This window comes from Leptodesmis sp., assembly GCF_052746595.1.
The window spans coordinates 1-12,804 of sequence record NZ_JBRAGO010000115.1; the positions used below are offsets into that span (position 1 = coordinate 1).

Annotated in this window: 15 protein-coding genes and 1 riboswitch; of the genes, 1 reads left to right on the plus strand and 14 read right to left on the minus strand. The window is 47.3% G+C overall.

The window, feature by feature from the left end; translation table 11 throughout:
* Positions 1–98: 98 nt before the first annotated feature.
* The 4 genes from ACUVQO_RS19610 to thrS all read right to left on the minus strand — a co-directional run bounded on the left by ACUVQO_RS19610 (position 99) and on the right by thrS (position 3,235).
* Positions 99–380 (minus strand): hypothetical protein, encoded by a 282-nt coding sequence (locus ACUVQO_RS19610; RefSeq protein ID WP_445927518.1) that lies wholly within the window; start codon positions 378–380, stop codon positions 99–101.
* Positions 381–686: 306 nt separating this feature from the next.
* Positions 687–890, minus strand: a complete 204-nt coding sequence (locus ACUVQO_RS19615) for a hypothetical protein (protein ID WP_445927519.1) — start codon at positions 888–890, stop codon at positions 687–689.
* A gap of 46 nt (positions 891–936) precedes the next feature.
* The gene (locus ACUVQO_RS19620) at positions 937–1,281 is read right to left on the minus strand and encodes a SaoD/DsrE family protein (RefSeq protein WP_445927520.1); all 345 of its coding nucleotides are present in this window, start codon (positions 1,279–1,281) and stop codon (positions 937–939) included.
* Between the two features lie 91 nt (positions 1,282–1,372).
* Complete coding sequence (gene thrS, locus ACUVQO_RS19625; RefSeq protein WP_445927521.1) at positions 1,373–3,235, minus strand: threonine--tRNA ligase; 1,863 nt, start codon at positions 3,233–3,235, stop codon at positions 1,373–1,375.
* 599 nt (positions 3,236–3,834) lie between these two features.
* Between thrS and ACUVQO_RS19630 the strand changes: the two genes are divergently transcribed.
* The gene (locus ACUVQO_RS19630) at positions 3,835–3,969 is read left to right on the plus strand and encodes a hypothetical protein (protein ID WP_445927522.1); all 135 of its coding nucleotides are present in this window, start codon (positions 3,835–3,837) and stop codon (positions 3,967–3,969) included.
* Between the two features lie 193 nt (positions 3,970–4,162).
* Here ACUVQO_RS19630 and ACUVQO_RS19635 read toward each other — a convergent pair whose 3' ends face one another.
* From ACUVQO_RS19635 to ACUVQO_RS19680, 10 genes are all read right to left on the minus strand, one after another.
* The gene (locus ACUVQO_RS19635; protein ID WP_445927523.1) at positions 4,163–4,777 is read right to left on the minus strand and encodes a hypothetical protein; all 615 of its coding nucleotides are present in this window, start codon (positions 4,775–4,777) and stop codon (positions 4,163–4,165) included.
* Between the two features lie 143 nt (positions 4,778–4,920).
* Positions 4,921–5,970 carry a cobalamin biosynthesis protein CobW gene (cobW, locus tag ACUVQO_RS19640; RefSeq protein ID WP_445927524.1) on the minus strand — a complete coding sequence of 350 codons (1,050 nt, stop codon included), beginning with the start codon at positions 5,968–5,970 and terminating at the stop codon, positions 4,921–4,923.
* 19 nt (positions 5,971–5,989) lie between these two features.
* Complete coding sequence (locus ACUVQO_RS19645; RefSeq protein ID WP_445927525.1) at positions 5,990–6,370, minus strand: DUF1636 domain-containing protein; 381 nt, start codon at positions 6,368–6,370, stop codon at positions 5,990–5,992.
* 16 nt (positions 6,371–6,386) lie between these two features.
* Entirely contained in the window at positions 6,387–7,415 is a 1,029-nt protein-coding gene (locus tag ACUVQO_RS19650) for a methyltransferase domain-containing protein (RefSeq protein ID WP_445927526.1), read from the minus strand.
* A 221-nt stretch (positions 7,416–7,636) separates the two neighbouring features.
* Positions 7,637–8,146, minus strand: coding sequence for a hypothetical protein (locus ACUVQO_RS19655; protein WP_445927527.1), 510 nt, complete (start codon positions 8,144–8,146; stop codon positions 7,637–7,639).
* Positions 8,130–8,594, minus strand: a complete 465-nt coding sequence (locus ACUVQO_RS19660) for a hypothetical protein (RefSeq protein ID WP_445927528.1) — start codon at positions 8,592–8,594, stop codon at positions 8,130–8,132. The genes ACUVQO_RS19655 and ACUVQO_RS19660 overlap by 17 nt, the downstream gene beginning before the upstream one ends.
* Positions 8,578–10,824: a 5-methyltetrahydropteroyltriglutamate--homocysteine S-methyltransferase gene (metE, locus tag ACUVQO_RS19665; protein WP_445927529.1), complete on the minus strand. Its 2,247-nt coding sequence runs from the start codon at positions 10,822–10,824 to the stop codon at positions 8,578–8,580. The genes ACUVQO_RS19660 and metE overlap by 17 nt, the downstream gene beginning before the upstream one ends.
* A gap of 287 nt (positions 10,825–11,111) precedes the next feature.
* Positions 11,112–11,256, minus strand: a riboswitch (cobalamin riboswitch).
* 289 nt (positions 11,257–11,545) lie between these two features.
* Positions 11,546–11,689, minus strand: coding sequence for a hypothetical protein (locus tag ACUVQO_RS19670; RefSeq protein WP_445927530.1), 144 nt, complete (start codon positions 11,687–11,689; stop codon positions 11,546–11,548).
* Positions 11,690–11,692: 3 nt separating this feature from the next.
* Positions 11,693–12,133, minus strand: a complete 441-nt coding sequence (locus ACUVQO_RS19675) for a type II toxin-antitoxin system VapC family toxin (RefSeq protein WP_445927531.1) — start codon at positions 12,131–12,133, stop codon at positions 11,693–11,695.
* 75 nt (positions 12,134–12,208) lie between these two features.
* Complete coding sequence (locus tag ACUVQO_RS19680; protein ID WP_445927532.1) at positions 12,209–12,505, minus strand: DUF2752 domain-containing protein; 297 nt, start codon at positions 12,503–12,505, stop codon at positions 12,209–12,211.
* Between the last annotated feature and the right edge of the window lie 299 nt (positions 12,506–12,804).

Here is a 12,804-nt window from a genome sequence, read left to right on the forward strand (position 1 = left end):
AGTCACTGAGAAGCCCGCGCTCTATGCGTCAGCATGAGTGTCGGGAGGATGTCACAAAATAAGTTCATAAGAGGGAGTAGGGAGTGGGGAGTGGAAAATTAATGTGCTGGATGGGTGAAACGGATGAAGAGAAGGTGGATGAGCATGAGTCCGATCGCCCAAACGCTTTCTTTGATAAACACACTTTGAGTGATCGCCCAAGTCAGAGTATGACTGCCTATTAGCAACCGGTCAACGGTCAGAATCAAACTTTCAAACACCGCAAAGCCAAGCAATACGCTTGCACCCAGCCATAAACAATGTTCTTTCAATGTCTTCTGACTAAACTTCGGACGCAGTGATGCCAATGCCGCCACGATGAGGGTTCCCACACCCAACATGAATCCCCACAGTAGCGAATCTCCTGACCAGGGATACTGCCGCACGGTGTAGCCATAAACTTGAATTCACCAACCAGATCGACATCGCAACCAGAATGGCTCGTCTAGGTTTGAGGGTGGTTCCGGCGATCGCGCCAAATGCGACAAACGGTGGATGAGGATAGATGATGCTACTGAAAACGCCCGTTCCAATCAGCAGGAATGGCCAACAGCGATCGCTGGCAACCCGATTCCAGGTGGTTGACCACTGGCTAGACTGAGGAATTGCTGTGATGTGCGACCATCAGGTTTGAGGCTGAGAAACCGCTAAAAGTAATCCTCAATTTCAGGATGGGTGTGCCGCACTTTGTTAGAAACCGTAGGAACTGGAATCGCCTCATCCGCATAATTTTTAGCAACTTCGCTCGGTTTACCTGTTTGCAGTGATTGATCCCATTGCTCGAACAGTGTAGCAATCTCAGCTTTAGTAACCGTTGGGCAACTGGCATCAGCGTAGGCAGGGTTGCACAACGGAACCAGCAGCGCAAACACGCTAACGACAAAAATGGGATTATCCTCACAACGTAATGACCTGATCGGGAAGATTGGTGCTCAATGCCGTGTATAAATCTGGGAAGCAGCCAACGGTCACGCCTTCCACCACATCTTTCACAACGCAATTTCCCGGTTCTTTACGCCCGGTACCGTCAGGGTTGCACCAGCGCGGTTCCCCTTCTGCCAAACTGCGCTCCAGCGCACACAGATCGCACATCATCAACAGAATGTTCAGTTCTTTGGCGACCTTTGCTAATCGTTCTCCGATCGGATCGCCTTTTCGCAAAACAAAGCAGTTGTCATCGAAGAAAAACATTCCCACGACTTCAACCCCATGTACACTAGCTTCTAGCTGAGGCAGAATCATTTGCCCTAGTTTTTAGGTGCCACACCGAGGATGAGTGAACACGTATGCAACTTTCATAGTTTCTCCAATCTAAATCTGTTATTTGTCTTATCTAGATCTGTTGTTTATTTTCAATGGCTTGCTGCATTTTTTCTTGAAGGTCTGACAACGTTAACGGACCGAGTTCTCCTGATTGGCGGGTTCGCACGCTCAAGGTCTGAGTTTCCATTTCTCGTTTACCCACAACCGCAACGACAGGAATCTTTTCCAGTTCTGCGGTGCGGATTTGTTTACCCAAACGCTCTCCACTGGAATCGACTTCAGTCCGGTATCCCAGTTGTTTTAATTGCTGGGCGATCGCAGTAGCATACGCTCGTTGATCATCACTCACAGGCAGCAATCGAACCTGGACTGGAGCCAACCAGAGGGGAAAGTCCCCAGCATAGTTTTCAATCAAGATGCCGAAGAAGCGTTCGAGTGAACCGAAAATGGCACGATGAATCATAATCGGACGCTGGCGTGAACCATCAGCAGCAACATACTCCATATCAAAGCGTTCCGGTAAATTGAAATCGACCTGGATAGTGGAACACTGCCACAAACGCCCGATCGCATCCTTGATTTTAATGTCAACCTTGGGACCATAGAACGCACCACCCCCCTCATCCGTCACGTAATTCCAGCCCTTTGTATCTAAGGCTTGAACCAGCGCATTCGTCGCTAATGCCCAAATGGCATCCGTACCCACAGATTTGGCAGGGCGAGTGGAAAGGTATACTTCGTACTCAGTAAAGCCAAAGTCCGACAGGATTTGCTCAGTCAAATTCAACACGCCCAAAATTTCGTCTGCTACCTGTTCGGGCAGACAGAAAATATGAGCATCATCTTGAGTAAAACCGCGCACCCGCATCAAACCATGTAACACACCTGATCGCTCGTAGCGATAGACGGTGCCCAACTCCGCCCAGCGAATCGGGAGTTCTCGGTAAGAATGCAAATGACTTTGATAGGTCAGCACATGAAACGGGCAGTTCATCGGTTTTAGCTGGTACTGCTGCGCCTCAACCTCCATCGAGTCAAACATGTTTTCACGGTAGAAATCGAAGTGACCGGAGGTTTTCCAGAGATCAAGATTGGCAATATGCGGCGTGTAGAGTAGTTCGTACCCTGCCTCCAGATGCGCTTTGCGCCAGTAGTCTTCTATCAAGAGCCGCATCCGTGCCCCTTTCGGATGCCAGAAGACCAGTCCCCCGCCTGCATCCTCCTGGATGCTAAATAAATCAAGCTCTTGTCCTAATTTGCGATGGTCGCGACGTTTAGCTTCTTCTTTCTGGGTGAGATAAGCCTGTAGCTGTTCGGGTGTTTCCCAGACCGTACCATAAATCCGCTGTAACTGCGGTTTGGTTTCATCCCCTCGCCAATAGGCTCCAGCCACACTTTCCAAAGCAAAAGCATCGGGGTTAATTTCCCCCGTGGAGTTGAGATGAGGACCCGCACACAAATCCCACCAGCAATCCTTGCCAATCTGTTTCTGGGTCAACTTGTCAGGAGAGACATGAAACAAAGAAGCCTCTGTCACGCCTTCTAGGGTATCTGCACAGCCAATGAAGTAGCGCGTGATGGGTTCATCAGCGGGAATGCTATCGAGGATTTCTAGTTTGTAGGGTTCGTGGAGTTGCTCAATTTCTGCCCGAATTTGATCGCGATCGACCACTTCTCGAATGATCGGCAAATTGGCGTTGATGATGCGGCGCATCTCGGTTTCAATCCGAGTGAGATCGTCAGGGGTGAAGGGAGTTGGACGATCGAAATCATAATAGAAGCCAGTGTCTGTCCAGGGTCCGATCGTCACTTTGGTCTCTGGAAACAGCGTTTGCACTGCCATTGCCAGCACATGGGCACAAGTATGACGAAGCCGCTGCTGCCTTTCAGCGCTGGTTTGATGAGGAGGGGACTGAAGAACAGAACTGCTCATAATCTAAAAAATGATAATTATTTTCATATTATAATTACTTAGCTGAACGCAAAAACTCAGCTCTTCAGTTTTCTGGATTTCAAATTCGTGAAATTTCATTGGCAATTCGTTGGCTGTTTTGGACTGATCTGGCTGCAAACCGCTGTGGTTACCGCTCAACCGTCCCCCTCATCGCCTGCTAGTGAGACGATGACTGTTCCCAACCTCTAGTCCCAGAAGAGTGATTGAGTCCCCATAAAGCGGGGTATACCGTGGGCGATCGCACCGTCCACATTTCCTGACCCCGTTCCGTAGACTTGTTTGATGGCGGTGTGGCAATTGTGGTGGAAGCTGCGCCGGACGATCTGTTAATTCTCTCTCTGTCTGACAAACTGCTCTGGGGACGGGTAGGGTTTCAATTGGGCAGTTTAGATTGCCCGATTTGATTCACGGAAACCTCGATCTTGACTCCTGCCGATTCAGTTGGTTGCAGAACTGTTAGAGTGGATTGGGATTGCCTTTGAGCAGCGAATGACCCCATTTATTGGGCAGCGCTATGGATCGCAAGCCAGTTCTCAAAAATTGATTTAGCATCCTACGTGGGAGCAGATTTGGACGTGATGGAACGAGACTCCAAGCAAATGCGGGGAACTCGTCCATTTGTGTTTACTAATTTACGCACAGGTAAAGGACTTAATCAGGTGATTAATTGGATTGAGTGCGAAGTGCTTTTGCTCGATAAACAAGCTAACTAGACACCTCGCTGTCATGCCTGATGACAACGCTTTGGCAGGTATGATGAACCAACCAAGTGTACTAGCGATTCGGGTAACAAAACGCTTTAGCAAATCATTAATATTTGGCTTTGGAATAACCAAATTATCAACCAACTAGGTATGCAAGTATGCACATGACATCTGGATTTTGATTTGGGGCACATTTAGTTCATCAAAGTGTTGAGTCGGAAAAGTTACGGTGATGTCCTGAGCGTATCCTATCCCAAACCAGGCAAGCATGGGCAAGGGTGAGAGAACCTAACCACACGGCATTGCTGATAAAGATGCTCCATAGAATCGGCACTGTTAAAACGCACTGATTTTCTAAGAGGAATCCAGCTCCTAAAATCACTAATTCAAACAAAATAAAGCCGCCGATGAACATACCCGTCAAGCGAAGACAATGGTGAGCGATCGCCCCCTGGCTAAACAGCGGTTTGTAACCAGCCAGTAGCGTCACCCAAAGGGTTCCAGCCAATAGCACCAGTCCCCAGACGAAACAATTGAAGGTGCGGGGATAGTTGTGCAGAGTGTAGCCGCAAAGCTGATTGGCAAACCAGACAATCGTTGCTGTGACAATGGCGCGGCGGCGTGGCAGGGTGGCTCCGGCAATTACACCTAAACAAATGAAGGGCAAAGTGCAGGTATAGACCAGATTGCTGAGGCTACCTACACCAATCAGTAAGGCTTGCCAGAACTGCCCGTATGCCAACGATCGGGATGCCGATCGCCATGCTACTGATAACGTCTCATTTGCAGGAAGGGTCAACCTTTGAACTGAACTCATGATACCTCCGATACAATGGAGTGGCGTAACCTGGCGCGAGAATTCACCCATCATTGTTTTCCTAAAACGTTTTCCTAAAACCCGGCACTGATCCCGACTCGAAAGCTGCTTCTCACCTCAGAATAACTTGAATGTCGTTTTACTCACCGAGCTTTGAGCCTTTCCTGAATTGAATCGGAAACTGGCTTTAAATTGAGCGATCGCCCAATGAACACTAGACGAGTTTGACGGGATTCATTCGGTTGCCAGAGGCGGTCGTAAAAGGTATCAAATCGATTGCCAACACCTTGAACGACTAGACGCATGGCTTTATTGGGCACCGCTACAAACCCCTTAATCCGATAAATCTCGTGTTGCTGAACCAACGTTTGCAAGCGGTTGACCAACTCTGTCGGGTCAAATTCCTGGTCGAGCACCACATGAACCGAAGTAATGTCTTCATCATGTTCATGCTCCTCTTCCGTATCATGATGGCTGGGGCGAGAGTCGAGATTGTCTTCAACAGCGGCATTAAACCCCAGCAATAGATCAGGGCTAATTTCTCCTTGTTTACAAGGCACAATTTTTACACCGTTTGGCAGTTCTTTTTTTAACCATTGCTGAATGCGATGTTGAGTTGCTAAATCAACGCGATCGACTTTGGATAATAAGACCATATCCGCACAAGCTAATTGGTCTTCAAACAGTTCTTCAATCGGAGTTTCATGCTCCAGGCTGTCATCCGCTTGCCGTTGCGCTTCCAGGGCATCCAGATTACCCACAAATTGACCATTCGCAAGGGCTTCACAATCGACAACAGTCACAATTCCATCTACTGTTGCCCCGGTGCGAATTTCGGGCCAGCGAAAGGCTTGTACTAAAGGCTTGGGCAGGGCTAAACCAGAGGTTTCGATGAGAATACAGTCGAGGCGATCGCGTCTTCTTAACAACGCCTGCATGGTTGGCAAAAATTCTTCCTGCACGGTGCAACACAAACAGCCATTTGCCAGTTCCAATATATTTGCATTGGGATCTTCGTCATCATCACAAACCCGACAGGATTTCAACAGTTCGCCATCAATCCCGACTTCACCAAACTCATTCACTAATACGGCAATGCGACGACCCTGATTGTTCTGCAATAAATGACGCACAAGGGTGGTTTTTCCAGCTCCTAAAAACCCTGTGACGACGGTTACAGGAATTTTGTGCATGATTGACTCCAAAGTGATTTTAAGGTTGGTTCGGCAATGACGGCAGAACTGCATGAATGTTCTGTTTGACGGTCGCAGGACGGTCTTTGTAGGGAACTTTGCCATCTGAAGCCGTGATATATTGACGGCTAAATTCCAGCAGATCTGGAACTGAATTGGACGGGGAGAGTTGGCTCAGAATAAAGGTGAGCTTGTTGGGAGCCATGAATGCTACCACGCAGGCGCGATCGCACGCTCCCATACAGCGAACAGGTTGAAGACGGATGCAAGCTTCGCTACCAGCTTCCAACCCCTCCTGGAGTTGATTGAACAGGAATTGTCCCGTGCTCAAATCTGCTTGCCTCTCTTCAGTTTGAGAGGATTGGCAGAGGATACAAACCAATAAGGTCTCTTGTGACATGGCGTTTCCTGAGAACCTAAACAGACACAATCTGGTTTTCCATCATTTTTTCCATCATTGTTGTAGATGGCATGGTGCAATTCGCCCGCACTGCCCGAAACATCCCAAATCGGCAAAGTCCGGTGCCAAATGCCAGTCGCATTAACAGCAATGTGGGAACTTCTCGCACTGATTTGATAAAACCAGATAGACCGAAGCGGACTAAGCCTTCTGGACGAGCAATTCCCTGCCAGATGGAATCGAGCCAAGAGGGAAGCGTTTGCTCTGTCCAATCTGCGGTTTCTACCGTTCCCTTAACCCATCCAGTTGCCTCTAGTAATTCTGCAAATCCTTCAATGCTAGAAAACGCGGGGTGAGACCATTGATCGAGTAGTTGTCGCATGACTAGCTTTTCCCAAAAATTGAGTGGAAGCTGACGATCATCTCGCTGATTCCAATCAGCAACCACCAAAATGCCACCCGGTTTCAAAACGCGCAATAGCTCTCTGGCGAACTGTGCCTTGTCGGGCATATGTGGTCCCGCTTCAATCGACCAGACTACATCAAAGCTGGCATCGGGAAAGGACAGTGCCAGGGCATTATCCACTTTGAACTGGGCACTCACCCCAGGTGGTGTCAATTCTTGGGCGCGTTTAACTTGCTGAGGACTGATGGTAATGCCAGTCACATGGAAGCCATACTCCCGTGCCAGAATGCGACTACTGCCGCCAATGCCACAGCCCACATCCAAAACAGTGGTTCCAGGAGGAAGTTTGTGTAAACCGCCCCAGCGCACCATCTCATGCACAAAATCTTCCTTGGCTTTGATAAAATCCTTTTTGCGAGAGGGAGAGCCATAGTGCCCTAGGTGGATATGTTCGCCCCAGTAGAATTCCAAAATACCGTCATTTGTCCAATCATCATAGGAATTGGCAACAGAATCGACAGATTGATATTTGCGGGGAAATAGCAGGTAAAGTCCTAACCCAATCAGCAGTAAGATCAGAAGAAGGGCGATGGCGAAGCCCATCCAGTGGAGAATTGCCAATAAGGAAATGTTCATCATGTTGAATGCTCAAATTAATTTGACTGCATTAACGTTTAGTGTTTTTGGCGAAAAATAGATTTAAATCTAGAAAGAACAGATTTTTGAGCGCATTCAATGGTTGCTATTGAGCAAGGTTGAGGGTGTGAATCAGATTGGGATATCGTTTGGTGTTTCACAAACGGATGAACTGATGTAGAAATTTTCCCGGCGCGATGCAAATAGTACTTGAGCATAATGAATCACTTTTGAGTAGTGAAGTTGGAGTTTGGTGAATCTATAGGATTGAGCTGTGTTACGGCTCTGTTTTTCTCTGGCAATGAACAAACGGATGGCTGAAACTCCTCCCAATTTCTACAAACTTGCTCGTAGCATTGGGGTGGCGTGATGGGTAGATTTTTCAGGTAAAAGAACGTCACCTGATTAAATGATTCCAGCAGGAATACCAATTCAGTAGTTGGATTGTAAGAATCCACCGTTTCCAGAATGTGGGCATTCATAAAATGGTGATGCAAAATCACGGTATCAGGAGCCGCTAACCAGGCGTTCAGAAAGGCAGCAAGACGCGATCGCCTAATAAAGTAGGTTTTGAAGGATTCTCCTGCAATGCCAACTGTCGGAGAATTAGCGCTACAAATGATAGCACCGCGTTCGCCAACCAAATAGCCTGCCCAGGCGTTATATCCGATCGCCAACAAATTTGTGGCAATAAACTCTTGCTGCCAATCCATCAAATCAGAGTCTTTGCTCATACAAATCTCCAGGTGATTGATCAAGCTGGAACTCTACCCGACGTCGTTGCACCTGTTGATAACAATCCATTGGAGAAACTTTGAGATTTTGCAGTAGGTTAATATCCGCTCGTCCATTTTCATTAATTAGCAACAAGATTGCTTGGGCGGGGTCGTAAGTTTGAACTGTATCAATCAGCCGTTCAATTAAAGTTACTTCCAGGTTGAGAGACTGCAAGTAGGCTGAAATGCTGGGGAGAGGAACAAACTGGAGTGTATATTCCACGACGTCGCTATTCCAATCCTCAGACTTAGCATCGACGAGCACCACATTGCATATCACAATGCCTCGTCCTTGAGTGATATATCCTTGCCATGCGGCGTGCCCCAGTGGCAAAAGATTTTCTCGAATGAAGTGATCTTGCCAGTAGCCGCAATAGCCTTGCCATAAATCATTTCTGAATCGCATGGGCTTCCTCCCGGAGGATTTTTGCAGCTTCTACCATGTTTTTCAGCGATGGGATCACTTCCTCCCAACGACGAGTTTTCAATCCGCAATCAGGATTGACCCAAATCTGTTCAATCGGTAAATTTGCAATCCCAGTTTTGAGCTGCTCAACCATCTGTTCGACGCTAGGAATAGCCGGACTATGGACATCGTAAACGCCGTTACCGACTTGATGTTGGTAGCCCGCGTCTGTAATTTCAAATAGGGTCTCATTGTTGCTGCGGCTATTTTCGATCGACAACACATCTGCGTCTAGCCGCTCAATGTGCTGAATAATGTCACCAAACTCGGAGTAGCACATGTGGGTGTGAATTTGGGTTTCCGGCTTAGCTACTGCTGCTGCCAAACGGAACGCATCGACTGCCCAAGACAGGTACTCATTCCAGCGTTCTGGCTTCAGGGGCAATCCCTCCCGCAGGGCAGGTTCATCGATTTGCACCATCTTCGCCCCAGCCGCTTCTAAATCTGCCACTTCTTCCCGCAGTGCCAAAGCAATCTGCATTGCCTGTTCACTGCGAGGAATATCGGTACGAGTAAACGACCAGTTAATCATCGTCACGGGTCCGGTCAGCATCCCCTTCACAATTTTATCGGTGAGGGATTGCGCCACCTTAAACTCGCGAATGGTCATTGGTGCAATACGTGCTACATCTCCATAGATAATGGGTGGGCGCACACAGCGACTGCCATAGCTTTGCACCCAACCGTATTCGGTAAAGGCGAAACCAGAGAGCTGCTGTCCAAAGAATTCCACCATGTCAGTGCGTTCAAACTCACCATGCACCAGTACATCTAGCCCAGCGTCCTCTTGAATTTGAATGCACTTGGCGATCTCTGCATCGATCGCTGCTTCATATTCGGCTTGAGTGATTTCACCCCGTTTTAGCTTGACTCGTAGTTGCCGTACCTCCGAGGTTTGTGGGAATGAGCCAATGGTTGTGGTTGGAAGGGGCGGCAGCGTTGGCTGAAGCTGTTTACGTTGCTCATAGGGCATAGCACGCTCCAGCTGATTAATTGTTAAGTTACGGAGCCGCTCTCTTACCGTCGGATTGACAGGACTAAATTGTTCAAATGCTTGCCACTGGGTTTGCACGATTGCTAATTGATCATTTGGATCATTTCCAGCTAATGTCTGTGCCAGCAGCACGACTTCATCGAGCTTCTGCTCTGCGAAACTCAGCACATCTCGCAAGGGTTCTGGCAGTTTAGTCTCTTGCTGGGCATCATAGGGGACAAATTGCAAAGAAGCAGACGGTTGGATTCGCAGGTTAGTCGTCGTGCTTTGAATCTCCTCCAGTATTGACAACACTGAGTCGGGGCGAATTTTCCAGATGTTCCGGGCATCCACAATTCCTACCCCTAGCTGTTTCTCAGATGGGAAACCATACTGCTTTAATAACGCTAGATTATATCCCCGTGTAAAGTCTAAACTGATGCCAGCGACAGGCAATTCTATTGCCCAAGAATAGACCGATCCCAAATCATCGAAGTAGGTGACTAGGTGAATAGGTAAACCCACTCGGTGGAGCGAATCATAGGTTGACTGATACACTTCTTTGAAGTTATTAGCATCTCCTAGAACTAGAGCCGGTTCATGGATTTGTACCTCGATCACACCCAAATTTTTTAGTTCATTCAGCAAGGCAAGATAGCGATCGAGCAGATAGGAAACTGCTTGCTCTAGGTTTAACTCCAGACGACTCAGCCGCAGCAGGGTGAGGGGGCCTAACAGGATGGGAACTGCCCGTTCTGCCAAGAGCGATTGAGCGCGATGCACTGTTTCCAGAAAATCGCTAAAATCGGCTGGCAGTAAAGTCTGCTCAATTTCAGGTACTAAGTAGTGATAGTTGGTATCAAACCACTTAGTCATTTCCAGCGCTGGAATGCCATCTTTGCCGCGTGCCATTGCAAAATATCGATCGAGTCCAGACAGATGGCGAAAGCGATCGGGAATTAGCCCCAAGCGAACACTCCAATCCAGCACATGGTCATAGAGGGTGGTGTCACCAATACCGATGCGATCGATCCCAGCTTCAAGCTGCGTCTTCCAGTTCGCAGATTCAACCTCTCGCACCGTTTGCAGCAAGTTTTCTGCATCAGATTTATTGCTCCAAAAGGCCTCTAATGCTTTTTTAAGCTCACGGTTTTTACCAATGCGGGGATACCCCAGCGTTGCAGTTTGAAGGGTCATTACTGTATCGTCCCAAATTCTATGAACACACAAAAGAGCCATCTGTCTCTCAATTCCGAAACAGCCTGCATCCAAGCATCCCGAAGATGTCAATTTCGATTGCAGTACACTAACCGGCTACCTTTGCTCAGATAGCCGTACTGAAAGTCAAATTGTGCCTAACTCAAAGACAGTCAACTCAGCCCGCGACGATCTTAAAATTCCGCCAAAGAGCAGATCTTGCAGCGTTTCGTAGAGAATCAAAAAAGCTTAAACTTTGCATCATCCGTACCTCGCAGATGTTTGTGTAGTGGGTTTACGACTCGGCGGGCATTCTGACTCAGAGAGTTTTTTCTCTCATCACAGCTGCGGGACAGCGGCAGATTCACACTGCACTTTCCCCCTTGCGTCTGATGGCTGCTCCCCATCAGAACCGAACTCAGTAACCATACCATATTTCAACTTGCCTTAACAATAACCCCTAAGCAGTCAAGCAATTCTCGGCGTGAGAATAATTCTCGCTAAAATGCCTGATTCTAGTTAAGTCAAGGGGTTGGAAGCCACAATCTGCCATTCAGATGCTGAGGCTTGAAAGTCGTTGTAATGCTCAATTTCAGCACAAATGTTTCAAAATGAGAATTACTGAAGCAGCCCAACGGCTAAGTTGAGCGGCGGCTAGTATCCTCTGCATCTCCGCCAAGATCTCCCGCCCGTCCGCTCCAACGTGTTGTTAGACCGCGCTTTAAAGATAAGCTGACAACTTCTCTTCCGCCTTCTGCCTGTTTTTTTGCCAATCTGCAAACATGGCATCCAAATCGTAGTTGAAGGATTTGGCGTGTTCTTCGCGGATCTTATGAATTTCATCTAGGATTTCATCTTGCCACATAGCTCAATCTCCTAATAATTCGTAAGGAGTGCAAATTATGGGTAATTGGTATCCAAAATCAAGGCTGATCTCCTCAAGCTTTCTTTGAATCTGGGCATTGGCAATATGCCTACAGTTCCAGGTTAACAGGTAATCCAAACCGTGGACGGTGGCGGCTGCAATGTGAACCGCATCGTCAGAAGCCTTTAGCGGAAGACTGCTATGTGAGAGAAACTGAGCTGCTAAGCTTCGTACCGATTGGTTAAGTTCTACTAATGGCAGTCCATTGAGGATTTCTAGCCGTTTCAGGGCGATCTCCGTGTCTCCCCGTGCAACTTCATCCAAAACAACTTGCGAAACATAAAGTGTAAATGTACTTCTGTGAAATTCCCACCACTCCTTTGTAACCTCTATATTTGCTGCCAAAATAAGATTTCTGGTTGGTCTAGCTGTAAGATAACCCAAGATGCTGGTTTCGATGAGACAGTTTCGCTCATATGGAATTAGGTTTGGGGTCTGTCCATTTTACGTCTGTCAGGCTTAGGAATCATATTGGGTTACTCTATCGCTAAATTTTTCATTGACATTAAGTCTGAATGGCATATGGTATCGATAACACTGGCGTACCAAACCCAAGTACTGTACTGTAAGCATTGGCAGAAACAGATAAACCAATCTGTTATATTTCACAGCTAACGCCAGTTTTCCATGGAGCACACACCATATTGCTCTTGTTAATCCATAGGTTGGCGAGTAAGGTATGCCTAATCGCCTAATCAAACTTAAGTCAGGTATTTGCTCTAAAGCCTCAAATGGAATTGCCAACAGCCCCAACATAGTTACTGTCAGAAATACAGTAACCAAGCAAATCAATATTGAGTTGAAATTAACTTACTCAATCAAGTTCCGCCTGAACACGATTTAATGCTTGTTGGTATGAAAGCACTGGATCAATAAATAGGTAAAGTAAATTTATTGTCTAAATAAAAAATAGACAAAAGCCAGCAATCAAACAGAGCCAAAAAACACTGTTCGGAGACCAACGGATTTGGCAATCAATATCGAAAGTGTTGTCCTTCTTCTTGTTCTGAGTAATGCTGACAAATGCTTGAAACTTAGCGACAAATGCACAGGAC

Bases quoted from the DNA above. Each gene is read 5' to 3' on its own strand.
- ACUVQO_RS19670 (WP_445927530.1), bottom strand. From the start codon at position 11,689: ATGTGGCAAGATGAAATCCTAGATGAAATTCATAAGATCCGCGAAGAA.
- ACUVQO_RS19620 (WP_445927520.1), bottom strand. From the start codon at position 1,281: ATGATTCTGCCTCAGCTAGAAGCTAGTGTACATGGGGTTGAAGTCGTG.
- ACUVQO_RS19645 (WP_445927525.1), bottom strand. From the start codon at position 6,370: ATGTCACAAGAGACCTTATTGGTTTGTATCCTCTGCCAATCCTCTCAA.
- cobW (WP_445927524.1), bottom strand. From the start codon at position 5,970: ATGCACAAAATTCCTGTAACCGTCGTCACAGGGTTTTTAGGAGCTGGA.
- ACUVQO_RS19655 (WP_445927527.1), bottom strand. From the start codon at position 8,146: ATGAGCAAAGACTCTGATTTGATGGATTGGCAGCAAGAGTTTATTGCC.
- ACUVQO_RS19660 (WP_445927528.1), bottom strand. From the start codon at position 8,594: ATGCGATTCAGAAATGATTTATGGCAAGGCTATTGCGGCTACTGGCAA.
- ACUVQO_RS19680 (WP_445927532.1), bottom strand. From the start codon at position 12,505: ATGTTGGGGCTGTTGGCAATTCCATTTGAGGCTTTAGAGCAAATACCT.
- ACUVQO_RS19650 (WP_445927526.1), bottom strand. From the start codon at position 7,415: ATGATGAACATTTCCTTATTGGCAATTCTCCACTGGATGGGCTTCGCC.
- ACUVQO_RS19630 (WP_445927522.1), top strand. From the start codon at position 3,835: ATGGAACGAGACTCCAAGCAAATGCGGGGAACTCGTCCATTTGTGTTT.
- ACUVQO_RS19635 (WP_445927523.1), bottom strand. From the start codon at position 4,777: ATGAGTTCAGTTCAAAGGTTGACCCTTCCTGCAAATGAGACGTTATCA.
- ACUVQO_RS19610 (WP_445927518.1), bottom strand. From the start codon at position 380: ATGTTGGGTGTGGGAACCCTCATCGTGGCGGCATTGGCATCACTGCGT.
- thrS (WP_445927521.1), bottom strand. From the start codon at position 3,235: ATGAGCAGTTCTGTTCTTCAGTCCCCTCCTCATCAAACCAGCGCTGAA.
- metE (WP_445927529.1), bottom strand. From the start codon at position 10,824: ATGACCCTTCAAACTGCAACGCTGGGGTATCCCCGCATTGGTAAAAAC.